The following is a 23449-nucleotide window of genomic DNA, read 5'->3' on the forward strand; positions in this document are numbered from 1 at the left end:
ATCCAAAGTAACATGAGAACAAGAATGACACTTATTATCTGCCTGTGCCTGTTTGCAGCCGGCAGGGCAAGCGCACAGTGGGCGGTGATAGACCCGTCCAACATCGCGCAGAGCATCGTGAACACCTCGAAGAACGTGATGCATACCTCGACCACCGCCCAGAATATGGTGAAGAACTTTCAGGAAACGGTGAAAATCTATGAGCAGGGCAAGAAGTATTACGATGCCCTCAAATCCGTGAACAACCTGGTGAAAGATGCCCGCAAGGTGCAGCAGACCATCCTGATGGTGGGCGACATCACCGACATCTACGTGACCAGCTTCCAGAAGATGCTGCGCGACGACAGCTTCACGGTGGAGGAGCTGGGAGCCATCGCCTTCGGCTACACGAAGCTCTTGGAGGAGAGCAACGACGTGCTGACGGAGTTGAAAAATGTGGTGAACATCACCACGCTCTCCATGACGGACAAGGAGCGCATGGACGTGGTGGAACGCTGTCACTCCAAGATGAAGCGTTACCGCAACCTCGTGAGCTACTACACCAACAAGAACATCGGTGTGAGCTACCTGCGGGCAAAGAAGAGGAACGACCTCGACCGCATCATGGGGCTGTACGGCAGTATGAACGAAAGATACTGGTAGCCTATGGAGTTCGACAACCTTCATCAGATCCTGCGCTCGCTCTACGGGCAGATGATGCCCTTGTGCGGTGACATGGCGGGCGTGGCGAAAGGGATAGCCGGGCTGGGCGCGCTGTTCTACGTGGCATATCGTGTATGGCAATCACTGGCGAGAGCCGAACCGATAGACGTATTCCCCATGCTCCGCCCGTTCGCCATCGGTCTGTGTATCATGTTCTTCCCCACGGTGGTGCTTGGCACGGTGAACAGCGTCCTCTCGCCCGTGGTGCAGGGCACGGCGAAACTGCTGGAAACGCAGACGCTGGACATGAACCGGTACCGTGAGCAGAAGGACAGGCTGGAATACGAGGCGATGGTGCGCAACCCCGAAACCGCCTACCTCGTGTCAAACGAGGAGTACGACAAGCAGCTGGAGGAACTGGGCTGGTCGCCCGCCGACATGGTGACGATGGCGAAAATGTACCTCGACCGGAAGATGTACGAAATAAAGAAAGGCATCCGCGACTTCTTCCGCGAGATACTGGAACTGATGTTCCAAGCCGCCGCCCTCGTGATAGACACCATCCGCACCTTCTTCCTCGTGGTGCTGGCGATACTCGGTCCGATAGCCTTCGCCATCTCGGTGTGGGACGGCTTCCAAAGCACGCTCACGCAGTGGTTCTGCCGCTACATACAGGTCTATCTGTGGCTTCCCGTGTCGGACATATTCAGCACGATACTCGCCAAGATTCAGGTGTTGATGCTCCAGAGCGACATCGAGCGTATGCAGACTGACCCCAACTTCTCTCTGGATTCCAGCGACGGGGTGTATATCGTGTTCATGATAATCGGCATCATCGGCTACTTCACCATTCCAACGGTGGCGGGCTGGATCATCCAAGCCGGGGGCATGGGCGGCTACGGGCGCAACGTGAACCAGATGGCGGGACGCGCCGGAGGCATGGCGGGCAGCGTGGCGGGCGCCACCGCAGGCAACGCCGTGGGACGCATCGGCAAGCTGCTGAAATAATCAACTGACAATTAAAAACGAATAAACAACAATGGAATTCAAGTCACTCAAAAACATCGAATCATCGTTCAGGCAGATACGCCTGTTCGGTATCGTCTTCCTCTCGCTGTGCGCCGTGATAACGGTATGGAGCGTGTGGAGTTCCTACCGCTTCGCGGAGCGGCAACGTGAGAAGATCTACGTGCTGGACAACGGCAAGTCGCTGATGCTGGCTCTCTCGCAGGACCTGTCGCAGAACCGTCCGGCAGAAGCAAGGGAGCATGTGCGCCGCTTCCACGAGCTTTTCTTCACGCTCTCGCCCGAAAAGAGCGCGATAGAACACAACGTGAAGCGTGCCCTGCTATTAGCGGACAGGAGCGTGTACAACTACTATTCGGACTTCGCCGAGAAGGGGTACTACAACCGCATCATCGCCGGGAACATCAACCAAGTGCTGAAGGTGGACAGCGTGGTGTGCGACTTCAACGGCTATCCTTACCGTGCCGTGACCTACGCCACGCAGAAGATCATCCGGCAGAGCAACGTCACCGAGCGCAGCCTCGTGACCACATGCCGCCTCTTGAACTCGTCCCGTTCGGACGACAACCCCAACGGGTTCACCATCGAGGGTTTCACCATCATCGAGAACAAGGATTTACAAACCATCAAACGCTAACAGGCATGAAAGGAATCGGAAAATCGCTGTGGAGGGTCTATTGGAAACTCCACGACAAAAAGAAAATGCTGGTGGCAAGGCTCAAAGGGTATCTGGACGGCTTGCCGCCGAAGACACGCAGGCGTGTCGTGCTGGCAATGCTCGCCGCATTCGCCGCGCTTGCCCTCTACACCTTCGGCAAAGCCGTCCATGACATCGGCAGGAATGACGGCAGCCGTATGGTGACAGACCATGCCGGACAGGTGGAACTGTCCTTGAAGCCTGAAGTGAGTGACAATTTTACACCTTATTATAATAATATGTATGGAACAGACGAAGAATGAACCTAAAAACGAGAACAAGGCGGCTCCCGACAACGGGAAACCGAAGAAGGTGCGCAAGCCGCTGACCGAAGCCCAACGGCTGAAACGTCAGAAGATGATAGTGCTGCCCGCTATGGTGCTGGTATTCCTCGGTGCAATGTGGCTGATATTCGCACCGTCCTCCGGCAAGGAGCAGGAGCCGGGAACGGGCGGCTACAACATCGAAATGCCCGACGCGGACAAGGCGAACCGCCGGATTATCGGCGACAAGGCGAAAGCCTACGAACAGGGGGCGATGGAAGAACGGCAGGAGAACCGCGACCGTGCCATGCAGCAGTTGGGCGACCTGTTCGACCGCGAAACAGTGGAAGCGGACAATGGCAGTGACTTCGACCTTGCCAATCCCGGTGGAACGGAAGAGGCGGTGAAGCCCGCACCGAAAACCATCCAATCCTCCGCAGCCGCCTACCGCGACCTCAATGCCACGCTCGGTAACTTCTACGAGCAGCCGGAGAACGACAACGCGGAGATGGACGAACTGCTGGAGCGTATCGCATCGCTGGAATCGGAACTTGAAAGCGAGAAAGGCAAGGCGTCCGCTATGGATGAGCAGGTGGCACTTATGGAAAAGTCCTATGAGCTGGCGGCGAAATACATGGGCGGTCAGAACGGCGGCAAGCCGGAACCGGTGCAGGCGGCTGAGCCTTACCCCGTGCAGAAAGCCGGAAAGAACACGGCGAAACCCGTCAGGCAGGTAGTGCATCAGGTGGTGTCCTCGCTTGGACAACCGATGAGTAACGCCGAGTTTGTCGCCTCCTTCTCGCAGGAGCGTAACCGCAATTTCAACACGGCGGTGGGCGTCACGACCGTATCGGACAGGAACACCATATCGGCGTGCGTCTATGGGGCGCAAAGCGTGACCGACGGGCAGGCGGTAAGATTACGGCTGCTGGAGCCGATGGCGGTGGCTGACAAAATCATCCCCCGTAATGCGGTGGTGGTCGGCACGGCAAAGATTCAGGGCGAACGGCTTGATATTGAAATTACTTCGCTGGAGTACACAGGTACGATCATCCCGGTGGAACTGGCGGTGTATGACACGGACGGGCAGCCCGGCATCTTCATCCCCAACTCGATGGAAATGAACGCTGTCAGGGAGGTTGCCGCAAACATGGGCGGCTCGCTGGGGAGCAGCATCAATATCTCCACCAATGCAGGGGCGCAGCTCGCCTCCGACTTGGGCAAGGGGCTGATACAAGGCACGAGCCAGTATATCGCCAAGAAGATGCGCACGGTGAAAGTGCATCTGAAAGCCGGGTACAGGGTCATGCTCTATCAGGAGATAGACTGAAAACAGAATACAGAAAAAGTAACAACAACCAATGTTTAATTTACCACTAAAATCCAAAGTAATATGAGAAAAGTAATCATCATGTTTGCCCTCGCTATGGGCATCGCTACTGCCAACGCGCAGGAGAACGTGACCGTTGGAACGGACAACGGCAGTGTAGAACAGCCGACGACAGAACAGCCGACCTTGACAAAGGAGGTCTATCCGCAGAAGGAGGCGGACGGCGACCTGTACCACGGGCTGACAAGAAAGCTGGGATTTGACCGCATGGTCCCCCCGCACGGTTTGGAAGTGACCTACGACAAGACCGTCCACGTCATTTTCCCCTCGGAAGTGCGCTATGTCGATTTAGGCTCGCCCGACCTGATTGCGGGCAAAGCCGACGGAGCCGAGAACGTCATCCGCGTGAAGGCTACCGTGAGGGACTTTCCGAACGAAACCAACATGTCCGTAATCACGGAAGACGGAAATTTTTACACCTTCAACGTGAAGTACGCCGCCGAACCGCTGCTGCTCAACGTGGAGATGTGCGATTTCATCCATGACGGCTCGGCGGTGAACCGCCCGAACAACGCGCAGGAAATCTATCTGAAGGAGCTGGGCAGCGAAAGCCCGATGCTGGTGCGCCTTATCATGAAGTCCATCCACAGGCAGAACAAGCGCGAGGTGAAGCACATCGGCTGCAAGCGTTTCGGCATCCAGTACCTGCTGAAAGGCATCTACACGCATAACGGGCTTCTGTATTTCCACACGGAAATCAAGAACCAGAGCAACATTCCTTTCGACGTGGACTACATAACGTGGAAAATCGTGGACAAGAAGGTAGCGAAGCGTACCGCCGTGCAGGAGCAGATCGTCCTGCCGCTCCGCGCGCAGAACTACGCCACGCTCGTGCCGGGCAGGAAGAGCGAGCGCACGGTCTTCACGATGGCAAAGTTCACCATCCCCGACGGCAAGTGCCTCGTGGTGGAGCTGAACGAGAAGAACGGCGGTCGCCACCAGTCCTTCGTGATTGAGAACGAGGACTTGGTACGAGCCAATACCATCAACGAACTTCAAGTGCGCTGACTATGAAGAAGTACCTTTTTATGATTATCGCGTCGCTTGCCCTGTTCACAGGGCGGGCGAACGCCCAGCGGTGCCTGCCGAAGATGCAAGGCATCGAGGTCAGGGCAAACATGGCGGACGGCTTCAATCCCGGCGGCAACGACGGCGGGTACAGCTTCGGGGCGGCTCTCTCCACCTACACGAAGAAAGGTAACAGATGGGTGTTCGGCGGCGAGTACCTGCTGAAGAACAACCCCTACAAGGACGCAAAGATACCCGTGGCACAGTTCACGGCAGAGGGCGGCTACTACTTCAAGATACTGTCCGACGCGCGTAAAACCGTGTTCGTCTATGCGGGTGCTTCGGCTCTTGCCGGGTATGAATCGGTGAACTGGGGCGAGAAGGTGCTGCCTGACGGCTCCACGCTCCATGACCGTGACGCCTTCATCTACGGCGGTGCGCTGACGCTGGACGTGGAGTTTTACGTGGCTGACCGTATCGCCCTGCTCGCCAACCTCCGGGAGCGTTGTCTGTGGGGTGGCGACACGAGAAAGTTCCATTGCCAATTCGGGGCGGGCATCAAGATAATCATCAACTGACGCACCGCATGGAGCATACGGACATCGACATGATAAGGCGGATTCCGTTGGCAGACTTTCTCGCGCGGTTGGGGCACGAGCCTGTACGGAGAAGCGGAAACGAGCTTTGGTATCGTGCGTCGTACCGCAATGAGCGCACACCCTCTTTCCGTGTGAACGTGGCGAAACAGCTCTGGTACGACTTCGGTTTGGGCAAGGGTGGCGACATCTTTACGCTTGCCGGGGAGTTTGCGCAAAGCGTGGATTTTATGGAACAGGCGAGGTTTATAGCGAAAGCCGCAAATATGGTGGTTGATAGGTCGGCTTTTCCGACCTATCAACCGAAGCCTGCCGAACCTGCCTTTGAAGGAGTGGAAGCCGTCCCGTTGCTCCGCTCACCGCTGACGGACTATCTGGCGGAACGGGGCATACCTTATGCCGTTGCATTCCACCATTGTTTCCGCCTGAACTATGGCGTGCGTGGAAAGCGGTATTTCGCAATAGGCTTTCCAAACATGGCTGGCGGCTATGAGGTACGCAGCCGCCATTTCAAGGGTTGCATACCACCGAAAGATGTGTCACTGGTAAAGCTGGAAAATACCGCTGCCGACGTGTGCAGCGTGTTCGAGGGATTTATGGATTTCCTTTCTGCTGCCACACTCGGCATAGTCGGCAATGGCGACAGTCTTGTGCTGAACTCCGTTTCCAACGTGGAAAAGGCGATGAAGCATCTGGACGCTTACGGACGCATCAACTGTTTCCTTGACCGTGACGAAGCCGGACGGAGGACGCTTGACGTTCTTGGCAAACGCTATGGCAGACGTGCCTGTGACCGTTCAGCCCTCTATGACGGTTGCAAGGACTTGAACGAGTATCTGCAACTGACAACGAAAAAAGAAATGAACAATAACTTAAAAATCAAATTGAAATGAACATACTGAACAACAAGAACCGAAGAAAATCCATCTTCAAGGCGTTGGCACTCTGCCTGTTCGCCGCCGTGTCGCTCACGCTCGTGTCGTGTGACGACGACATGGACATCCAGCAATCCTATCCCTTCACGGTGGAAACCATGCCCGTGCCGAACAAGGTGACGAAGGGGCAGACGGTGGAAATCCGCTGTGAGCTGAAAAAGACGGGCGACTTCGCCAACACCCTCTATACCATCCGGTATTTCCAGTTCGAGGGGGAAGGTACATTGAAAATGGACAACGGCATTACGTTCCTGCCCAACGACCGCTACCTGCTCGAAAACGAGAAGTTCCGGCTGTACTACACGGCAGAGGGCGACGAGGCGCACAACTTCATCGTGGTGGTGGACAATTTCAAAAATTCCTATGAATTGGAATTTGACTTCAATAATCGGAACGGTAAGGACGACATTCAGACCGTCATCCCTATGGGCAATTTCAAACCTCTGCCAAGATGATGCGTGTATTCATGGCTATCCTCTGTTCGCTGCTGGCGGTCTGTTCCGTGTCCGCACAGATCAGCCGCCAAGAGGGAACGGACAGACAGGCGGCAATCTACCGCCTGCCACTCATGGAGCGGGCTTTTCTATGCACCCGCTATTTTGAAGGCTGGCATGACCAAAGCTGCTATCCCTACTTGGGCTGGGGGCATCGTTTACAAAAAGGCGAAAGGTATTCTGCACGCACCATGACGAAACGGCAGGCGGACGCGCTCCTGCGCAAAGACCTGCGGAAGTTCATCGCCATGTTCCGTAGGTTCGGGGCGGATTCGATTTTGCTTGGCACGCTGGCTTTCAATGTCGGTCCGTCGAAACTTTTGGGCGGCAACGGATACTCCAAAAGCACGCTGATCCGAAAATTGGAAGCGGGCGACAGGAACATTTATCGGGAGTATATTGCTTTCTGCAATTACAAGGGTAAACGGCACGCCATGCTGCTCAAACGGAGGAAGGCGGAATTTGCGCTGCTGTATGTTCCATGATATGGCAAGTGCCTGACAAAAGAAAATCCGATGAAGCTGCCTGCTTCATCGGATTTTCCGCTTTCATTTCATACATTCGGTATTGTTCCCATGTCGATTACCTCACCGTCCCTGCAATGTTCGATGATGCCGGGTGAAAATCCCATGCTTCCGATTGCGATATGACGGATATACTCCGCATACTCCCGACCTTGAAAATTCTTTCCCGTCAGGTTTTTGAAAATCATCTTCATGCCTGTTCCGTCATCGCTGTGCAAGATGATTTTTCCGTTCTGTCTGATTGCTTCCATGATTAAAACTTGTTTTTGTAAATATTATCGAAGATTAGACAAGGTTTCTTTGCTACTTTCTTTGTCCGCCATCATGCTCACCGAAAGAAAGTAGGGCGGCTTTTGCCGCCCACCCCTCAAAATCGGGTGTAAAGCCCCGTTACCATCGTGAACATTTCTTCCAGCATATCGCAATATATCCCCTTGTGCGTTTCGATGTCCTTCGTCTTGCACTCGAATGTCTTTTTGCTGAACGTCCTGCGGTAGAAACGCATATTGTAGAGGTCTGCCCCTCCGTCATAGATGATGTCAAGGCGGTTGGCACTTGTCTTGTTCCTCGCAAGGCTCATGCGCAAGCCGTTGCCCATGTCTATGAAGTCCTTGCTTCCAGTCATGGCGGCAAAGCGTCTGCCGCCTATCTGCTCCAAAATTGTCTTCGCTATCATATACGCTGTCTTTTAGGGTTTATATGTTGGCGGTGCGGACACCGCCAACTTGTTCAACATTCTGTTATCTCGGCAATGGGTGTGTTTCGTTTCAACCATTCCATCAGGCACTCCATATTGTACTCGCTTGTGATGACTGCCGTATGGCTGTCAATGGCGGTAAACCTGCTACTTTCATAGTCATCTATCCACTTTTTTAGGGTATCAACTCCCCACGCTTCGGCATCGTCAAAGATGCCGTCCAATACTTTGATAGGCTCGCTGAACTTCACTATCAGCGTTTGGTAGGCTGCGTTCATCGTCTGTCCTCCTTTCCTCCCTTTGCCGTGAGCCACTTGTCCCGTGCGGCTCGGCACTCGTCCAACGTGGGTTTGACACAAGAGAACAACTCTCCGTTTGTGGGATGGCGGTAGTCGTACTGCACAAGTGTCCGCTTGCGTCTGCCGATACCTAATTGGAAACGCTCGTATTTCTCCGTACCTGCTTCGGTGCAGGTGCTTATTCCGTTGATGGTCATTCGTGTTGCCATAATCGTTGATTTTAGAGTGGTTAAAAATGTACTGACAAAACTCTGTTGCGCATCACCATTTCGGGGTCACTCGTATAGCGTTGGTGCAGGTAGAAATGGTGGGAGCCGAAGCCGTAAAGGAAAAACCTGTCAAGTTCGTGCTTCTCGGCAAAGTCCTTGACGTTTGCCCTTAACTGCTCCTCACTCGTTGCCAGAGTGAGGAGGTTTACAAATTCAAGGAACATTGTGGGGATTTTATCGTCCCACAGACAAATCATGCTTTCAATTCTTACTTCCATACTATTGGGTATTATAGGTTTATACTATGCCGCTTCCATTCGTTGGCGGATAAGGTTCACGTTGCTGTTCACAAGGTTTACAATGCGGTCGTGGTATTCGGTGTTCTCGTTGCATAAGCCACGGCACTGCACCACCTCCAAAGTTTTCAGTGATACCTCTATCGTTTCTATGCGTCTGCCGTCAATGGTCGCTGAAAGGATAAGAGAATTTTCCCGATTGTGGTAGCCACCCACGCAATGGTGCATCATACGTCCTTCCTCTATCATTTCCTCCACGCTCTCTATGACCTTGATACGGATAAGGTTGTCGGAGAACACAAGTCCGAAGAAGATACCTTTGGCTTTTAGATAGTTCTTCTCGTCCTCAATCGCCTTTTGCCGTTGCTGTTCCGTCCGCTCACGTTCCCTTTGTCGGTTACGCTTCGCCACCAACTTGTCGTGTTCGGCTTTGAGGTCGGCAGGGCAAACGTACTTCGGGCTGTTCGTGTCCTTGCCGAAATGACGCAGGAGGTCTATCGTGTCACGCCACATAGAGCCGTTGGCAATGGTGTAGCCATTTCGGATACATATCTTCAAGGATGCCCAATACTCTACGATATTGAAAGAGTGGTATATATAGTAACGCAACATGGGATATTGCCCTGCCTTCAACAGCGTTTCGGCTCGGCAGTCGGAAAGTATGGCTTTGAAAAGGTCGTAAGGCAGGATGTTGTGATAATCACCCTTGAAGCCGTTGCGTTTCACTTCGGGTATGAAACGCTGTCGGGGGTAGGTGCATACCGGATTTATGTCGTATGCCCGAAATTCTCCATTCTTGCGTACCTCCATGTCGCTGTATTCATTCCATAGGTCGTAATAGAACAAGGACATGCCACGCAATCGGGCAACGGTCGTTGTCTTGCCGTCGGGGGCAATCCACCTCTGCACCACTTCAAAGATGGAATATTCGGCTGTCTGCCCTGCCTTGTATCGTGACTTGACGGAAAAGAAGCGTATCACTTGGTATTGCTTGCAGGTGGTGACGATGGAGAAATACTCCATATCGCTGAAAACACTCTTTCGGGTGCGTAATGTTTCCAACTCCATGCCGCAACGGGGGCAGGTGCATCCGCAAATGGTATCTGCAAGGTCGTGGTCGCTTTTCCACGAATGTCCGCACTCGGTGCAGATGTTCGTGCCGTCTGCCCTTTTGATGGCGTAATGCTTGAAGCAATGGCGGAAAGCGTATGCCCTTTGTTCTTCGGTCAATCCCGGTAGTCGCTTGCTCAAACGTGCGACTTCCTGCTGTATGCGTGTTCTCGGTTTCATAATCAGAAGTCAAATAGTGATGGTTCAACTTTGGTTTCTTTCTTCGCTGTTGGCTTGTTGCGGTTCTGCAACTTGCGGAGTTCCTCGTCTTGGTATTGTCGGATAGCGTTCTGCCGTGCTTCCGCCTTTTCCTCCGCTGTGAGTTCCACCACATGGTTCACGGCTACCTTGCATTGGATAGGTTCGCCCACCTCTACCTCGTTCTCGTCATAGTAGTGGACGGCTTGTCCGTATATCTCTCCGTCCGTGAAGCCGTTGCAACCGCTTTTCTGCACATAGTTCAGAATATAGGTCACGCAATCGTCTATGTTCTTGGCTGGGTTGCGGTAGTTCTTGGCAAAGAGCGCATCTTCCGCTGCCCGCTGTTCCAAATACATCTGTATCGTTCTCTTGAAATGGTCTGTCGTTTTCATATCGCTGTCATTTTAGATTGTCTGTTTCAGTATCTCTCTCCAATAGGTCGGCTCAACCTCGCTCAAAAGGAAGTCTGTAAAATCCCTCCGTGCGTCCTTGTTCAGTTCGTGGTAGAGGTCACGGAACACGGATATGTTTCCGTTGATATACGTTTCCACCATGTACACGAAGATGTTGTCCACCTCGTAGTATCTGCACTGCTGTGCTGCCGTCTTGCTGCTTCTCTTTGCCATTTCGGTAGGGGTTAAAGGGTGAATAACCAAAGGATGAAGCCGAAGAAGGCGATTGTGGAAAGGATAGCCACGATTACGCCTATCGCCACTCGGAACACTCCGTTTATTATCTCCGTGATGATGCCCCAAAGGATGTCCAATATCCCGAAGGCGGTGCGCACGATTAAACCGCATATCGCAAGTCCTATGTATTGCGCCACTTGTCTGAAATTTGCCGTTGCCGTCATAGCCGTATCATTTTTCAAGTTCCACAATGTTGTCTATCCTGCCGTATAGGTATCTGCGAAGTCCGGTCTTGTCCGTTGCCTTGTATTCCGTCCAACGTCCGTATTGGCATACGAGGAACGTGCGGAGAACATCGGAGAAGTCAAACCTCCAGCCTTGCAAGGGGACTGCGCTCTTGAAATAGGTGTTACTGTTCACGTTTTCGGTGAGCCAATCCTTTTCCTCTCGGTTCATCTGTCCTCCGTTGTTCAGTTTCTCACGAAGGATGTAAGCCTTACTGCCTTTCAGTGTTTCCAATGTCGGCACTTCCCAAGCCACGAATTTTGTTGCCATTGTTGTTTCCATATCCGTTTTGTTTTTGATTTTTTGTTTTTAATGCGGATTCAAGAGCTGAGGGAGTTGAGTTTCAAACTATCTTATCTGCCTCTCGTTTATCCGACATTTTTTTTAATGCGTCTTTCTGTCGCATCGGTCGTTTTCGTTTCGGGTGCTTAAAAAGGTAGGGATTAGGGAATGCAAGGTTTTTCGCGGAAATACTACCCGCACAGGGCTGGAGATTTCCGCAGAAAACAGGAGGCTTGACCTTGCTTTCCCGTCCAATCCCGGAATTACCTTTGCGCCCAGAACGGAAATGACTGCCTGATGCGGCTCACTGAAAGGCGCGGAAATGGAGGTAAACGGAAGTGGAGGCAGATTGGACAGGAAAACTTCAAAAGAGAAATCCGTAAAAAAGAAGTCCACAAAAGAAAAAGGGAAACAGCCGGAAGCGTGGAACCGGGCAAACCACCGTGTGGAAAGTATGGTTTTATATGTCCGGCAGGACGTGTCCGGTCGGACATATAAAATCATTCTTTCAGGTTTGCCTGCCGTGGGTGACGGCTTGTTCCATTCATGGAGCGGGCGGTCTTGCACGGCTTTCCGCTTCCGGCTCAAATGGACAGCGAAAAAGAAAAACAGTCAGAAATCCGTAAAAGCACCTCTCTGGCATAAGCGCAAAAGAAATGGGCCTTGCATCATCAGTCTAAACTTCTGTTTAGGCGTGAGGCAAAGCCCTTTTCTCCGCTTATGCGGTAGTCGGCATACGTTCGTCCAAAATCTCTTTGGGCGATGGTGTGCCGACGGACAAAACCGCTTTTACGGAAAAACTTATATGTGAGGATAAAAAATCAGGAGATTTATTTCTAAATCTCCCGTTTAATTTCTATTTTTGCATACGAAGAGTTCTTTGAAGGTTACGCAACGCGCAGAAGGATAATGCAGTAGATAACTAACTAATTCGTAACCTATTACTATCATGAGCAATTAACCTACGCTCATTTCCAATAAATTACACTCTTTTCGTAACTTCGTGAGGCAAAGATACAAGATTATTTTTTAAATTTGCAGCAATGCCCTTGAAACTGACCACATATTACCGGGGAAGCCGGATACCCGAATTACCGGGAACCGACACTTTCCACTCTACGGAACTGTTTCGCATCTACGAAGCGACTCCGGGATATACCCCTCTGCTTATCGTGGCATCGGAAGGCGGAGTTCCCGTAGCCAAGCTACTTGCCGCCGTACGGAAAAGCACACGGTTGTTTCCGCCTGCCATTATCAAACGATGCGAAGTGTATGGTATCGGAGAATATTTCGATGAAGCTATCGACAAAGAAACCGTTTTCAGCGATATGTTGCAACGGCTTACGGACGAAGCCCTGCGGGAAGCATTCCTTATCGAATTCCGTAACTTGGACAACTCGCTGTCCGGCTACAAGGTTTTCCGCAGGAACCGTTACTTCGCCGTCAACTGGCTACGCGTCCGTAACTCGCTGCACAACACGGAACAGGTGGAAGAACGCTTCAGCCCCTCGCGCATCCGCCAAATCAGGAAAGGGCTGAAAAACGGTGCAAAGGTAAAGGAAGCGCATACCACGGAAGAAATCCACGCCTTTGCCAAGATGTTGCACCATAACTACTCCGCCAAGATACGGCGGCACTTTCCGAGCATGGACTTCTTCCAGCAACTGGAAAAGCAAATGACACAAAGCCGCCAAAGCCGTATCTTCATCGTAACCTACAAGGACAAAATTATCGGCGGAAGCGCCTGCATCTATTCCGACGACAATGCCTACCTCTGGTTCTCCGGCGGCCTGCGCAAAACCTATGCCCTGCAATATCCCGGTGTGCTCGCCGTATGGCAGGCACTGCGCGATGCCCAAGAGCGCGGTTACCGCCACCTGGAATTCATGGATGTAGGGCTGCCTTTCCGCAGACACGGCTACCGGGAGTTCGTACTCCGTTTCGGCGGAAAACAAATCAGCACCCGTCGCTGGTTCCGTTTTCGGTGGGAATGGCTGAACAGGGTGCTGATAAAGATGTACGAGTAAGCAGCTATCGGGCTATCTTATAGACCACCGATGAGTATTTATCCAACCGGATAGAGGCATCATCCCCCTCTTTTACCCAAACAGTGCCCGATACGCCAACAGCTTTCTCGGTTTTATCCGTCAATGAGAGTTCGACAGAGGTATTCCCGAAGTTATGAAGTACGAGCATCCTCTCACTGTCTTTTGTCATATACCATGCTGCGATACCCTTGTATTTCTCATTCGACTCGTTATATACCGCATGTTTCGTCATCGTGCCTCGGGCTAAAGACGGATAGGTATTGCGCAAGCGGATGAACGATATATAAGTATTCAATAACGAGCTTGCATCCTCTTTCTGTTCTGCCACAGACCGTACGGCCGACACCATTGCAGCATCTACCTTATCCGTATAGGAAGCGGTATAATCATCTCCCCATAGCATCGGACTACGCACATACTCGTCCCCCTTCTCCTTTGTTCCATAAATGCCCAGTTCCTCGCCGTAATAAATATAAGGTTCGCCCGGTGCAGTAAGTAATACGGCGGCGGCAAGCTTGCATTTGGCTTCGGACTTGCCCAACTCGGAAGCCGTGCGGTCTTCGTCGTGGTTGGACAGCTTGGTAGCCTCTATGTAATCGGTGCGGTATCGTGCATATTTCTGCTGGAAAGAGAGTATATCCTTGGCAAAATAGCAACCGGTTGCATTGGTTATCGCCCAATTCAGCTTATACCAGAAATCAAATTCAAACAATGCAGGAAGCCCTCGATAATAGGGGGCTGCTTCATCGCTTCCCGAAAGGACCTCACCCACGATGTAGATATCATCCGTATGGCCTTTGGTTTTATAATATGCGTTCATATCATCATAAAACATCTTAAGGAAGCGGGGATTTTCATCGGAAGCGGCGTTGTGGTAAATATGCTTCACCGCATCCAGACGGAACCCGTCGATGCCCTTATCTATCCAGCCCTTTGCAGCGGCAACCATTTCCTTATACGCCGGAGAGTGGGCCGCATCATCAATGGCGCCGTAGTTGAGGTCGGCGAACCAGTCGGTTTGAAAGTGTGAATGATAATAACACGCATCGGCCGAGGCAAACTGTATATCCGCAGCCGTAGAATTATTCAAGACGAAAGGAACTCCCAATGCAATCCGGTCCGATTTGGAGGACGCCCCATACTTGCTGCCTGCATCCCAGGAAGTCTTATCGGTACGGATTAGAAAACCCCAGTCTGTATCGAGATTGACGGTCAGCTCGTATATTCCATTTCCCTTGCTATAAAACTTCTTGTTTACTCCTGCGCCAAAATAGAGGTACTTGGCATCCTCCGTTCCGGTATCCGGATTATCGGTATCCGCAACTTCCGCCTCGGTTACCGTTACAGTGGGAGCAGACGGATTACGCCAGTCGAGAACGAATTTATACACCCCTTTTACAGCCTCCATATTCAATGCAAACCACTCTCCGCCATTATATCCTCCCGGCTCTATCATGGCAATCTTACCTTCTTTTATATCAGTTTCAGGGTCTTGCGAGAAGATATAATAATCGCGGCAGGCACTTTCTCCGGACGATTTCGCAGCCATAAACCAGGGATGCTCTTTACCGGTATGGTTCATAACATAGTCCAGATATACCTTTATATCCAACGCATGGGCTTCGGCAACCAGCCGTTCGAAGTCTGCCAGGGTTCCATACTGCGAATTCACTGCCGTATAGTCCGTCACATCATATCCGTGATAGGACATTGCCGGATGAACCGGCGACAGCCATATCGCATTCACCCCCATTCCGTTAAGATAATCCAGTTTGTCGGCAAGTCCTCCAAAGTCTCCCCACCCGTCATTATCACTGTCGGCAAACGAGTACACCAATGCCTGATAAGTAATGTCGGCACGCTTCGTTCCGTCCCAGGCATCGGGCGAAGCTTCCAGGGCAACATACCCTTCGGGGGAGTCGTTTTGTCCCGGTACAGGTTCGGGAAGTACTCCATGGTCATCACTGCAAGCCGTCGCGCAGTTTACCAACACCCCGAGCAGCAAATACCAAACAATCTTTAAGTTCTTCATTTTATCAGATTTATATAACAACAATAAAAAGGTCTGCATCATTTCTTGAAGCAACCCCAGGCTTGAAATGAAAGTAGAAAAACAAAATGTGCCTGAACTTGCCGTAAACAATGCAGGCCCGTATAATCTCCCTTATCACGAAAAGAAGAATCGATACCGAATCCATGCAATCTACAGCAAGTCCAGACACACTTGTCTGTGCTAAGATAAATATTCTTTAGATATTACAGATACTATTCTGCTGTTTGGAATATAACCTCACCCGTAATGTCATTAAAGAATACATTGTACTTTCCGTCGGGAACAGTAATATTCTTACCGTCCGTAGCGGTCAGTGTCAGATAGTTTTTATCCGCTATTGTTACATTGTCAGCCGTAGCACCCCAAGAAATAGTCCAAGCATGCTCGGCACGCAACTTCAATGCACCGTCCTTGCCCGGTTCGAAGCCGCCGATGTACCAGTTATGCGGAGTAACTTCTGTCAAGTCTTTCTCAGAGCCAGACTCATCCCAATCGTTATACTCACCAATCAGGCTTATTCGATTATACTCTGTCGGACTTTGGTCTGCCAACTTTGTCCAGGCATACTCATTCGTTTCAAAGTCTACCTCCAGTTTATAGAACGCATCAGTTTCCGGGCAAGCTATCGCCCCGGCATTTGCAGAAACCAGTTTACCGGAAGCTGCATTATCGCCGTCAGTTTCAGCGCCATAACAATTATCCCAATTGCCCAAATCGGCTCCCAACCAGATTTTCAAACTACCGGCACTCTTCGTCCCGTTGTCTTCTTTAGTAAAATCCGTTGTATACGCATACTTCTTGTCGCCTTGCGGATAAAGCATACATTTGTCCGCATTAGTCGCCCACGACGTAACGTCGCCTACCAGGAAATACTCGGCCGGGGTATTCAGCTTGATATTCAGGGTAAACGGAGAAGCTTTCTTCTTCGTTATGATGTTACCGTCCTCGGTACTTACCGTTACATCAGCCGATACCTCAACAGCAACAGTCCGCTCATCGGGACTTTTACCATAGATAGCCGCTACTGCATCTGCCAATTCCGCCGACACGACGGTCCCGGACACCGTTGCAACCAGAACGGCTGTCTTTTCTTTACCCTCAGCCGAAAGGGTAAGTGTATATTCGCTTACCTTCCCGTCCTGTACATCGGCAGTAAACAACTGAATGCTTTCCGCCGTTTCCGTTACAAAGTCAATGGAACTGACCGTTGGCTGTACCGTGAATGCGATTTTGTCAACCGGTGCGTTGGGTTCGTTGCTCTGAGGGGCTGCCCAATCCGTATAGTCATCATTGCAGGAAGCGAGTCCTGCAATGACGGCAAAGCCATATACCAATTTCTTTATCATAGTATTTTTCAATTAAAGTGTGTTATTCTTTTTAATTAGCAATGATACTGAACTCACCGGTAATGTCATTGAACATGATAATCCATGTACCGGCTGCAACACCGATGTTTGGACCTCCGGCTGCCGCCTTACCACAAGTGGAAACTTCGCCGTCTGTCGAACCGTATCCCCAATTGGTATCCCAACCGCCGGGAGTCTTGAATTTAATCTGTTTCACGGCATCTTCTTCTACCGTCAGCGTATAACACCATACATGGTTTTCACCTTCCTTATTTACAGGAGTCATATTCGTATCAGCCCAGTCGCAGAAATCGCCGGTAATGCATATCTGCGAATAGACAGTCGGGGTTATGTCCTGAGGTTCAATAGTACAAGTATTATCTCCGGTATTGATAGTAACAAGATAATAACCTGCCGGATTGCACGTGATATTTCCGCCATCGGCTCCGCCGTCACGATAAACAGCCTCGTTGGGAGTACCCGTGCCACAAAATCCATAATCCCAATTGAAATCCGCCGGCTGTATCTTCCAGTTTCCGGTCGTAAAATAATTAAGGTAAGTGATTTCGCCTGCACCGGTCACCTTGTCGTAAGAATAATCACTCTGCACGAACAAGGGGAAATTGCTTATACCTACCTTGTCCGAAGAGTTACCCCAACCGCCGTCGCCAAAATTATCTCCGAGAAGATACCACATGATAGGAGCAGCATCCGACAACTCTATATAGTAGGGAGCCACGCTGATTTCTATCGCATTGGATGTAACCGCATTCAGCTTGGCCGTACCTTCAAGCACATACGCACTGATACGGATATATGCCTTTTGTTCGGCAGGAACGGCATCTTCTTTCCATTTCGCAACTTCAATCAAAGCTTTATTGAGCTCGTCTGCCGCCAAATCGGCAAAACAAGTCGTAGAAGTCTTGTCTATGACTGCATAATCGGCAACAAGGGTGTTCGCTTCATCGGCATCCGCTTCGTCTACGGATACGGTGAATGAATTAGCCGGAGAAACCTGTATTTCGTATGTAGCATTAATCGGAGCATTGTTTGCCGTATATTCCGGTTGCGACCATGTCAGCCGAAGGGATTCCGTGCTCTTCAAGTCTACCGTTTCATTTACGTAGGCCGGAGTGTTCAAGGTAAACTCCGTGGGTTGTATCAGCGTAGGGTTCGAATCATTATCATCCGAACAGGCTGTAAATATGCCGGCAGCACCGACAAGCACAGCACCAAGCAACAATTTATTCTTCATATTATGTTTCTTAATTTACTGTTTTAACTTTACTCTTCAGTCTCATTATAGCCTTCAATCTGGATAAGGTTTCTGTTTGCCTGTATCTCCGATGTGGGGAGAGGGAAAAGATTTCTTGTCTTATCGAACGTAACACCGTTCTTATTACCCCCCTTGAACGACCAGTTGTATGTGGCCTGCGTGCCGCCGAACTGGTTAAAACGTATAAGGTCAGTACGACGGAGCCCCTCGAAATAGAACTCGCGCGAACGCTCGTCGAGGACATAGTCCAAGGTATAAGAGCTGCTTGTGGTGGTATGAGCACGCTTGCGCAAGGCATCGATATAGCCCTTTGCCTTTGTAGAACTCTCTCCATTGAGGTGCATTTCTGCCTCGGCAGCATTGAGATAAGCCTCTGCCACACGGAAAAGGAAGAAATCCGTATCTACATCGAATACATCGTGCGGGCTTCCGCCGTTGGAATAGTTGTTATTCCATTTCGTAGTTACCAGGCCTTGATAGAAGCTGGAGTTGTCGCCCAAGTCAAGCGTACGTTCATCGCCGTCCGAACCTTTTCCCCAGAAAAGTGCACGGTCGTCAATATTCAAAGCGCGGATTTCCTTTGTCGTCTTACCTACAAAAGACTCCGGGTTATTGGTAAACTTCTCAATCAGTTGAGGACGGCATCGCATACCGGACCAAGTATTGCCCGTAGTACCAGCCGTAAGGTCGGTTACAGTCAGCATCTTGTCATTCCACATAGCGGCAATAAAGAAGAGCGAACCTCCATAGCCTTTCGTTTCCTTTCCGTCCTGAAGAAGCGGCAAGATAGCTTCGCAACTGGCTCCGTTGGAACCGTTATCGCCCATAAAAAGCAAATCGTACGGACGGTAGCCTCTCTGTGTAGCTTCTGTCGAAATCTTGCTATCATCGAAAAGCGCATAACTCGAATTGATAACCTTTTCGGCATATTCCAACGCTTTGTCCCAATGAGGATTGTTCTGTCCGTCATTATTAAGGTAAGTACCTGCATTAAGATACAAACGGCTCAGCAAAATCCAAGCTGCCGCCTTGTCGGCACGGCCGTAGTTCGCATCGCTGTCTGTTTCCGGCTCTGCCGGCAACATATCGGCTTCGGCATTTTCCAGTTCTTTCTTCACCCAGTTAAAGAGGAATTCACGTCCTAATTGCAGGAGTTCCGCACGGGTATAGGTGGCACTCTCGTCAAATTTTTCATTATAAGCATGCGCCTGTTTGGGAACTGCCGAGGTAATCGTTTCGATAAAAGACGGGTCTCCAAAGAAATCGAGCATCAGAAAATAGTTGTATGCACGGATAAAGCGTACTTCTGCAAGCATTGTCTTATCGCTCTGTGCCTCTTCAAGGCTCAGATAATGATTACAGTACGTAATATTGGACATCAAACGATAATAAAGAAATCTGAGGGTAGCAGTACCCGGCATACATTGATTATAACTGATATCCGTAATACCGCCGTCGCTCCACCAACAGATAGCCTCATCGGAAGAAAGTTCGTTAAAGTTAAATACGTTACGCAGCAATGTCGATTTACCGGCATCGTCTATGGTAAAGTCTGCATTACCGTCATTACCTTCCATAATGAGTCCGGCATAACACTTGCTGTACAGGGCCAACAGGTTCGGGGTAGCTTCTACGGTAGGGTCTATATTTCCTTTTTCAAGGTCGTCCATACAGGAAGTCATGCTTGCTGTCAACAAAAGGGCAACGGCAGGAAATATTGCTTTTATTTTATTTAGTTTCATAATGGTCCTTGTTTATTAAATTAGAAATTAAGATTCAGTCCAAGAAGGAAAGTACGGCTGCGCGGATAAAGGCTGCTCTCCTTACCGGAAGTCTGTTCCGGGTCGAGCCCCTTGTACTTCGTAAGGGTAAAGACATTTGAGCACGAAGCATAAATACGGCCCGACACGCCTTTGTATTTACCGGCCTTGAAGAGATTATCGAAATTATATCCGAGCGTGATGTTGTCGCACTTCAGGAAACTTGCGTTCTGTACGAAATAATCGGAAAGCGCATAGTTGTAAGAACTCCAGCCGAGATTTATAATATCCGCCGTGCTATTTTCATAATATCCCTTGGAATTATAAAGCGCTGCAGAATTCGCCTTGCCCGATTCGATACCATTATATACATAATTACCGAAGCTTGCCCTGAAATTCGTTCCGAGGTCCCAGTTCTTGTAAGCCACCTTGAAGTTAAAGCCTCCGGTCCAGGGTGCTATGATGTTCTTATAATAATAGCGGTCGCTCTCGTCGATAGTGCCGTCGGAATTCCGGTCTACATAGCATCCCATGACAGGCCGTCCGTTTTCATCGTACACTTGCTGATAAACCCAGAAAGAGTTGGCCGGAAGCCCTACCTGATGATAAGTGATTTGCTGGTCCGTGCCCACCTTCATTCCGGCTTCAATGACATCGCGTCCGCCATAAAGTTCTGTTATCTCGTTCTTATTGTATGCTACGTTCACTCCAAGTTCCACAAACCAGTCTTTTGTCTGTATGGGCTTGCCGGAGAGAGCAATCTCGACACCGGTGTTTTCCAAAGAACCGGCATTTAGCAAAAGAGCATTGTCGAAGTTCTGTCCTGCCGGAATGGTAGGTGTGGAAAGCAAGTCGGTCGTTTTACGGTGATAAGCATCGAAATTCAAGGTCAGTCTTTGATTGAACATACCGTAATCCAATCCCAGATTCCATGTCGTCGTGGTTTCCCAGGTAAGTTCATCGTTATAAGCCAAAGGCTGATAAAGGATACCGGGATTATCAGGACCTACCGGATAGTGGTGGTTATCACTGGTACTTACCTTGTATGTAGCGGTATAATACTCCTTGCCGGTATCTTGCTGACCGGTTTTACCCCAACCGAGACGGAGTTTCAGGTCGCTCACAATATCTATGTCCTTCAAAAAGGCTTCGTCTTTGACGCGCCATGCAAAGGCCGCCGACGGGAAGAAACCCCAGCGCTGTCCGTCTGCAAAACGGCTCGAACCATCGTAACGGGCAGTAAATGTAAAGAGGTAACGGTCAAGAAGCGAATAATTGGCACGACCATACCAGCTGACAAGATAAATCTGGCCTCTCCAGTTTTTCGAGGTAGAACTGTTTATCGTTCCGGCCTTCGGAGTACCGTCATCATACGTACTCTCATTGGTAGAAGGATAGTAGTTTGTAAACCATTCGCCTCCCCAATATTTCATATGGTTATATTCGTAACCCACCATTACATCGAAGTGGTGTGCCTTATTGAAATCCTTGTTATACTGAGCATATGCCGTAGCGATAAGGTTATACTTCTTTTCCGTGTTTTCGCCTACGCCGCCATAGTAGAATCCATAAGTAGAGTACGGATTGTTATTGGTATATTCTCCACCGTCGGCATACTCGCCCGAAAGGTTCATGTGCAGACGTAAATCTTCGAAACCATGTATTTTATAATCTGCCTCGAAGTTACCGAGAAGCACGGTAGCACTCTTGTTGAATGTATAATTGTTAATCAATTCCACCGGATTCTTAGGAGCGTCATCATTGCGTGCAAACGGGAAAGTGGGGTCGTATTCGGAAGTATTCTTCGTCCATTGCCAATAACCGCCCCAGTTCTTGAACTGTTCGTCATCACTCGTTATCGGACGGGTCGGGTCCATGGAGATAGCGGCGCCAATAGCATCCGTGCCTCCCGGATTTGTCTTCGAATAAGAGTACTTGGCATTGATATTGAAGTTAAGGTGGTCATTCAGCAACGAAGGGTTCAATGTAAATCCCGCCGTAAAACGGCTGTAATCGGAACCTTTCAGGATACCTTCCTGATTCGTATAACCTACACTGACACGATAAGGCATAGACCAGTTGTCATTACCTACTCCGCCGGTAACACTGACATTGTGATCGTGGCTGATACCCGCGCGATATATTTCATCCTGCCAATCCGTATCGTACGTCCCGGCAGAAAAATCCGGTGTACCGTCCTCATTATATTTTTTCCACCCGAGCCCCGTATAAGCGGCTGAGCCTTCACCATACCTATTTTTAATAAAATCTACATATTCGGCTGCATTCATCACATCGAGTTTGTCGGAAACCGTACTTACCGACAAAGTTCCGTTATATGAAATCTGCGGCGCCTGATTCTTACGTCCTTTCTTAGTTGTAATAATAATTACACCATTAGAACCACGGCTACCGTAAATTGCCGTGGCAGAAGCATCTTTCAGTACCGTAAAAGTTTCGATATCATTAGGATTGACAAGCGAAAGTGGATTGTTCATACCTTTTGTATTGTTGTTATCCATCGGCATACCGTCTATCACGATAAGCGGATTGTTACTGGCATTCAATGATGCGCCGCCGCGAATACGAATCTGAGCACCTTCGCCGGGAGCTCCCGAAGTGGTATTTACATTTACACCGGCAATCTTACCCTGAATCATATCCTGGGCATTTACAACCAATCCCTTATTCTTCTCATCCGGCTTGATAGCTGTCACCGAACCGGTAAGGTCGTTTTTCTTGGCTACACCATAACCGATAACAACCACCTCGTTCAATAACTCCGAATCATCCTTCAAAGTCACAATCACAGATGAAGCCGCTTCTATTTCCTGTGTTTTATAACCTATAAAAGATACTTGAAGAATAGCTCCTTTGGGAACAGACAATGTAAAATTTCCGTCCAAATCGGTAATAGTACCGTTAGACGGATTACCTTTTTCAATGACATTAGCTCCGATAACACCACCCATAGCATCTTTCACATGCCCTTTCACCGTGATGTTCTGTGCATAAACGCCAACTGACAAGAATAACCCTAATAACAAGGGAAGAATCGTTCGATAGATTCCAAGATTAACTTGCTTCATGCATTTAAAAATTAAAGTTAACAATATTAATTATCTACAATACATTCAAAAAACGTTTCAGTATATTAACCTAAATACGGAACGTGTTCCAAATACTTTATTATGATACTCCAAATGTATGCTATATTTTTAATCAAGAAACAAAGATGCCGCAAAAAAAATCAATAAGAAGAATGCAAACGATTGCACCATATCCGGTATAGCATACAATCATCTTATAAACGCATGGTCGCATAAGCAAAACACGTAATGGATAACGGAAAATCAGTAAGATAATAGCTGCAAAAGCACTTA

At 49.8% G+C, this 23449-nt stretch carries 26 protein-coding genes; 11 read left to right on the forward strand and 15 right to left on the reverse strand.

The annotated features are described in order from the left end of the window. Positions 1–12: 12 nt before the first annotated feature. The 10 genes from C233_RS0109790 to C233_RS0109835 all read left to right on the forward strand — a co-directional run bounded on the left by C233_RS0109790 (position 13) and on the right by C233_RS0109835 (position 7536). Complete coding sequence (locus C233_RS0109790; protein WP_025069037.1) at positions 13–642, forward strand: DUF4141 domain-containing protein; 630 nt, start codon at positions 13–15, stop codon at positions 640–642. A 3-nt stretch (positions 643–645) separates the two neighbouring features. Then, entirely contained in the window at positions 646–1650 is a 1005-nt protein-coding gene (traJ, locus tag C233_RS0109795) for a conjugative transposon protein TraJ (protein ID WP_018667415.1), read from the forward strand. A gap of 31 nt (positions 1651–1681) precedes the next feature. After that, positions 1682–2305, forward strand: coding sequence for a conjugative transposon protein TraK (gene traK, locus C233_RS0109800; protein WP_018667416.1), 624 nt, complete (start codon positions 1682–1684; stop codon positions 2303–2305). A gap of 5 nt (positions 2306–2310) precedes the next feature. Then, positions 2311–2628 (forward strand): TraL conjugative transposon family protein, encoded by a 318-nt coding sequence (locus C233_RS0109805; RefSeq protein ID WP_018667417.1) that lies wholly within the window; start codon positions 2311–2313, stop codon positions 2626–2628. After that, entirely contained in the window at positions 2609–3958 is a 1350-nt protein-coding gene (gene traM / locus C233_RS0109810; protein WP_018667418.1) for a conjugative transposon protein TraM, read from the forward strand. The genes C233_RS0109805 and traM overlap by 20 nt, the downstream gene beginning before the upstream one ends. Before the next feature lie 63 nt (positions 3959–4021). Continuing rightward, positions 4022–5026: a conjugative transposon protein TraN gene (traN, locus tag C233_RS0109815; RefSeq protein ID WP_018667419.1), complete on the forward strand. Its 1005-nt coding sequence runs from the start codon at positions 4022–4024 to the stop codon at positions 5024–5026. A 2-nt stretch (positions 5027–5028) separates the two neighbouring features. Beyond that, positions 5029–5604 carry a conjugal transfer protein TraO gene (locus tag C233_RS0109820; RefSeq protein WP_018667420.1) on the forward strand — a complete coding sequence of 192 codons (576 nt, stop codon included), beginning with the start codon at positions 5029–5031 and terminating at the stop codon, positions 5602–5604. An 8-nt stretch (positions 5605–5612) separates the two neighbouring features. Further along, a complete protein-coding gene (locus tag C233_RS0109825; RefSeq protein ID WP_018667421.1) occupies positions 5613–6515 on the forward strand; it encodes a toprim domain-containing protein in 903 nt (300 codons plus the stop codon). Continuing rightward, complete coding sequence (locus tag C233_RS0109830) at positions 6512–7012, forward strand: DUF3872 domain-containing protein (protein ID WP_018667422.1); 501 nt, start codon at positions 6512–6514, stop codon at positions 7010–7012. The genes C233_RS0109825 and C233_RS0109830 overlap by 4 nt, the downstream gene beginning before the upstream one ends. Beyond that, complete coding sequence (locus C233_RS0109835) at positions 7009–7536, forward strand: glycoside hydrolase family protein (RefSeq protein ID WP_018667423.1); 528 nt, start codon at positions 7009–7011, stop codon at positions 7534–7536. Before C233_RS0109830 ends, C233_RS0109835 begins: the two co-directional genes overlap by 4 nt. Positions 7537–7604: 68 nt before the next feature. Here C233_RS0109835 and C233_RS0109840 read toward each other — a convergent pair whose 3' ends face one another. The 10 genes from C233_RS0109840 to C233_RS0109885 all read right to left on the reverse strand — a co-directional run bounded on the left by C233_RS0109840 (position 7605) and on the right by C233_RS0109885 (position 11583). Next, a complete protein-coding gene (locus tag C233_RS0109840; protein ID WP_018667424.1) occupies positions 7605–7826 on the reverse strand; it encodes a DUF7688 family protein in 222 nt (73 codons plus the stop codon). A 116-nt stretch (positions 7827–7942) separates the two neighbouring features. Beyond that, positions 7943–8251, reverse strand: coding sequence for a hypothetical protein (locus tag C233_RS0109845; protein ID WP_018667425.1), 309 nt, complete (start codon positions 8249–8251; stop codon positions 7943–7945). A 53-nt stretch (positions 8252–8304) separates the two neighbouring features. Then, positions 8305–8550, reverse strand: a complete 246-nt coding sequence (locus C233_RS0109850) for a DUF6956 domain-containing protein (RefSeq protein ID WP_018667426.1) — start codon at positions 8548–8550, stop codon at positions 8305–8307. Next, entirely contained in the window at positions 8547–8780 is a 234-nt protein-coding gene (locus C233_RS0109855) for a DUF3873 domain-containing protein (protein WP_025069036.1), read from the reverse strand. Before C233_RS0109855 ends, C233_RS0109850 begins: the two co-directional genes overlap by 4 nt. A 20-nt stretch (positions 8781–8800) precedes the next feature. Continuing rightward, a complete protein-coding gene (locus C233_RS0109860; RefSeq protein ID WP_018667428.1) occupies positions 8801–9058 on the reverse strand; it encodes a hypothetical protein in 258 nt (85 codons plus the stop codon). Between the two features lie 24 nt (positions 9059–9082). After that, the gene (locus tag C233_RS0109865) at positions 9083–10366 is read right to left on the reverse strand and encodes a PcfJ domain-containing protein (RefSeq protein ID WP_018667429.1); all 1284 of its coding nucleotides are present in this window, start codon (positions 10364–10366) and stop codon (positions 9083–9085) included. Between the two features lie 2 nt (positions 10367–10368). Beyond that, positions 10369–10779, reverse strand: a complete 411-nt coding sequence (locus tag C233_RS0109870; protein WP_018667430.1) for a PcfK-like family protein — start codon at positions 10777–10779, stop codon at positions 10369–10371. A gap of 12 nt (positions 10780–10791) precedes the next feature. After that, complete coding sequence (locus tag C233_RS0109875; RefSeq protein ID WP_018667431.1) at positions 10792–11013, reverse strand: hypothetical protein; 222 nt, start codon at positions 11011–11013, stop codon at positions 10792–10794. Between the two features lie 11 nt (positions 11014–11024). Next, positions 11025–11240, reverse strand: a complete 216-nt coding sequence (locus C233_RS0109880) for a hypothetical protein (RefSeq protein ID WP_025069035.1) — start codon at positions 11238–11240, stop codon at positions 11025–11027. 7 nt (positions 11241–11247) lie between these two features. Then, on the reverse strand, positions 11248–11583 hold the full coding sequence (locus C233_RS0109885) for a hypothetical protein (RefSeq protein ID WP_025069034.1): 336 nt from the start codon (positions 11581–11583) through the stop codon (positions 11248–11250). A gap of 1043 nt (positions 11584–12626) precedes the next feature. Here C233_RS0109885 and C233_RS0109905 point away from each other — a divergent pair. Then, positions 12627–13610 carry a GNAT family N-acetyltransferase gene (locus C233_RS0109905; RefSeq protein WP_018667434.1) on the forward strand — a complete coding sequence of 328 codons (984 nt, stop codon included), beginning with the start codon at positions 12627–12629 and terminating at the stop codon, positions 13608–13610. A gap of 4 nt (positions 13611–13614) precedes the next feature. On the opposite strand, the gene C233_RS0109910 is transcribed toward C233_RS0109905, so the two are convergent. The 5 genes from C233_RS0109910 to C233_RS0109930 form a co-directional block, all read right to left on the reverse strand. After that, positions 13615–15663, reverse strand: coding sequence for an alpha-amylase family glycosyl hydrolase (locus C233_RS0109910; protein ID WP_025069032.1), 2049 nt, complete (start codon positions 15661–15663; stop codon positions 13615–13617). 233 nt (positions 15664–15896) lie between these two features. Further along, complete coding sequence (locus tag C233_RS0109915; protein ID WP_018667436.1) at positions 15897–17030, reverse strand: Outer membrane protein SusF domain-containing protein; 1134 nt, start codon at positions 17028–17030, stop codon at positions 15897–15899. A gap of 31 nt (positions 17031–17061) precedes the next feature. After that, positions 17062–18285, reverse strand: a complete 1224-nt coding sequence (locus C233_RS0109920) for a SusE domain-containing protein (RefSeq protein WP_018667437.1) — start codon at positions 18283–18285, stop codon at positions 17062–17064. A 29-nt stretch (positions 18286–18314) separates the two neighbouring features. Continuing rightward, positions 18315–20048 carry a RagB/SusD family nutrient uptake outer membrane protein gene (locus tag C233_RS0109925; RefSeq protein WP_018667438.1) on the reverse strand — a complete coding sequence of 578 codons (1734 nt, stop codon included), beginning with the start codon at positions 20046–20048 and terminating at the stop codon, positions 18315–18317. 20 nt (positions 20049–20068) lie between these two features. After that, complete coding sequence (locus C233_RS0109930) at positions 20069–23155, reverse strand: SusC/RagA family TonB-linked outer membrane protein (RefSeq protein WP_026314820.1); 3087 nt, start codon at positions 23153–23155, stop codon at positions 20069–20071. Positions 23156–23449: the final 294 nt, after the last annotated feature.

This window comes from Bacteroides gallinarum DSM 18171 = JCM 13658 (assembly GCF_000374365.1).
Taxonomy (GTDB): domain Bacteria; phylum Bacteroidota; class Bacteroidia; order Bacteroidales; family Bacteroidaceae; genus Bacteroides; species Bacteroides gallinarum.

Excerpts from the sequence above, each read along its gene's own strand:
- C233_RS0109825 (WP_018667421.1), top strand. The coding sequence starts at position 5,613 with ATGGAGCATACGGACATCGACATGATAAGGCGGATTCCGTTGGCAGAC.
- traJ (WP_018667415.1), top strand. The coding sequence starts at position 646 with ATGGAGTTCGACAACCTTCATCAGATCCTGCGCTCGCTCTACGGGCAG.
- C233_RS0109865 (WP_018667429.1), bottom strand. The coding sequence starts at position 10,366 with ATGAAACCGAGAACACGCATACAGCAGGAAGTCGCACGTTTGAGCAAG.
- C233_RS0109790 (WP_025069037.1), top strand. The coding sequence starts at position 13 with ATGAGAACAAGAATGACACTTATTATCTGCCTGTGCCTGTTTGCAGCC.
- C233_RS0109860 (WP_018667428.1), bottom strand. The coding sequence starts at position 9,058 with ATGGAAGTAAGAATTGAAAGCATGATTTGTCTGTGGGACGATAAAATC.
- C233_RS0109820 (WP_018667420.1), top strand. The coding sequence starts at position 5,029 with ATGAAGAAGTACCTTTTTATGATTATCGCGTCGCTTGCCCTGTTCACA.
- C233_RS0109835 (WP_018667423.1), top strand. The coding sequence starts at position 7,009 with ATGATGCGTGTATTCATGGCTATCCTCTGTTCGCTGCTGGCGGTCTGT.
- C233_RS0109845 (WP_018667425.1), bottom strand. The coding sequence starts at position 8,251 with ATGATAGCGAAGACAATTTTGGAGCAGATAGGCGGCAGACGCTTTGCC.
- C233_RS0109840 (WP_018667424.1), bottom strand. The coding sequence starts at position 7,826 with ATGGAAGCAATCAGACAGAACGGAAAAATCATCTTGCACAGCGATGAC.
- C233_RS0109830 (WP_018667422.1), top strand. The coding sequence starts at position 6,512 with ATGAACATACTGAACAACAAGAACCGAAGAAAATCCATCTTCAAGGCG.
- C233_RS0109875 (WP_018667431.1), bottom strand. The coding sequence starts at position 11,013 with ATGGCAAAGAGAAGCAGCAAGACGGCAGCACAGCAGTGCAGATACTAC.
- traN (WP_018667419.1), top strand. The coding sequence starts at position 4,022 with ATGAGAAAAGTAATCATCATGTTTGCCCTCGCTATGGGCATCGCTACT.
- C233_RS0109885 (WP_025069034.1), bottom strand. The coding sequence starts at position 11,583 with ATGGAAACAACAATGGCAACAAAATTCGTGGCTTGGGAAGTGCCGACA.
- C233_RS0109915 (WP_018667436.1), bottom strand. The coding sequence starts at position 17,030 with ATGATAAAGAAATTGGTATATGGCTTTGCCGTCATTGCAGGACTCGCT.
- C233_RS0109850 (WP_018667426.1), bottom strand. The coding sequence starts at position 8,550 with ATGAACGCAGCCTACCAAACGCTGATAGTGAAGTTCAGCGAGCCTATC.
- C233_RS0109930 (WP_026314820.1), bottom strand. The coding sequence starts at position 23,155 with ATGAAGCAAGTTAATCTTGGAATCTATCGAACGATTCTTCCCTTGTTA.
- traK (WP_018667416.1), top strand. The coding sequence starts at position 1,682 with ATGGAATTCAAGTCACTCAAAAACATCGAATCATCGTTCAGGCAGATA.
- C233_RS0109920 (WP_018667437.1), bottom strand. The coding sequence starts at position 18,285 with ATGAAGAATAAATTGTTGCTTGGTGCTGTGCTTGTCGGTGCTGCCGGC.
- C233_RS0109880 (WP_025069035.1), bottom strand. The coding sequence starts at position 11,240 with ATGACGGCAACGGCAAATTTCAGACAAGTGGCGCAATACATAGGACTT.
- C233_RS0109870 (WP_018667430.1), bottom strand. The coding sequence starts at position 10,779 with ATGAAAACGACAGACCATTTCAAGAGAACGATACAGATGTATTTGGAA.
- traM (WP_018667418.1), top strand. The coding sequence starts at position 2,609 with ATGGAACAGACGAAGAATGAACCTAAAAACGAGAACAAGGCGGCTCCC.
- C233_RS0109910 (WP_025069032.1), bottom strand. The coding sequence starts at position 15,663 with ATGAAGAACTTAAAGATTGTTTGGTATTTGCTGCTCGGGGTGTTGGTA.
- C233_RS0109855 (WP_025069036.1), bottom strand. The coding sequence starts at position 8,780 with ATGGCAACACGAATGACCATCAACGGAATAAGCACCTGCACCGAAGCA.
- C233_RS0109905 (WP_018667434.1), top strand. The coding sequence starts at position 12,627 with ATGCCCTTGAAACTGACCACATATTACCGGGGAAGCCGGATACCCGAA.
- C233_RS0109805 (WP_018667417.1), top strand. The coding sequence starts at position 2,311 with ATGAAAGGAATCGGAAAATCGCTGTGGAGGGTCTATTGGAAACTCCAC.
- C233_RS0109925 (WP_018667438.1), bottom strand. The coding sequence starts at position 20,048 with ATGAAACTAAATAAAATAAAAGCAATATTTCCTGCCGTTGCCCTTTTG.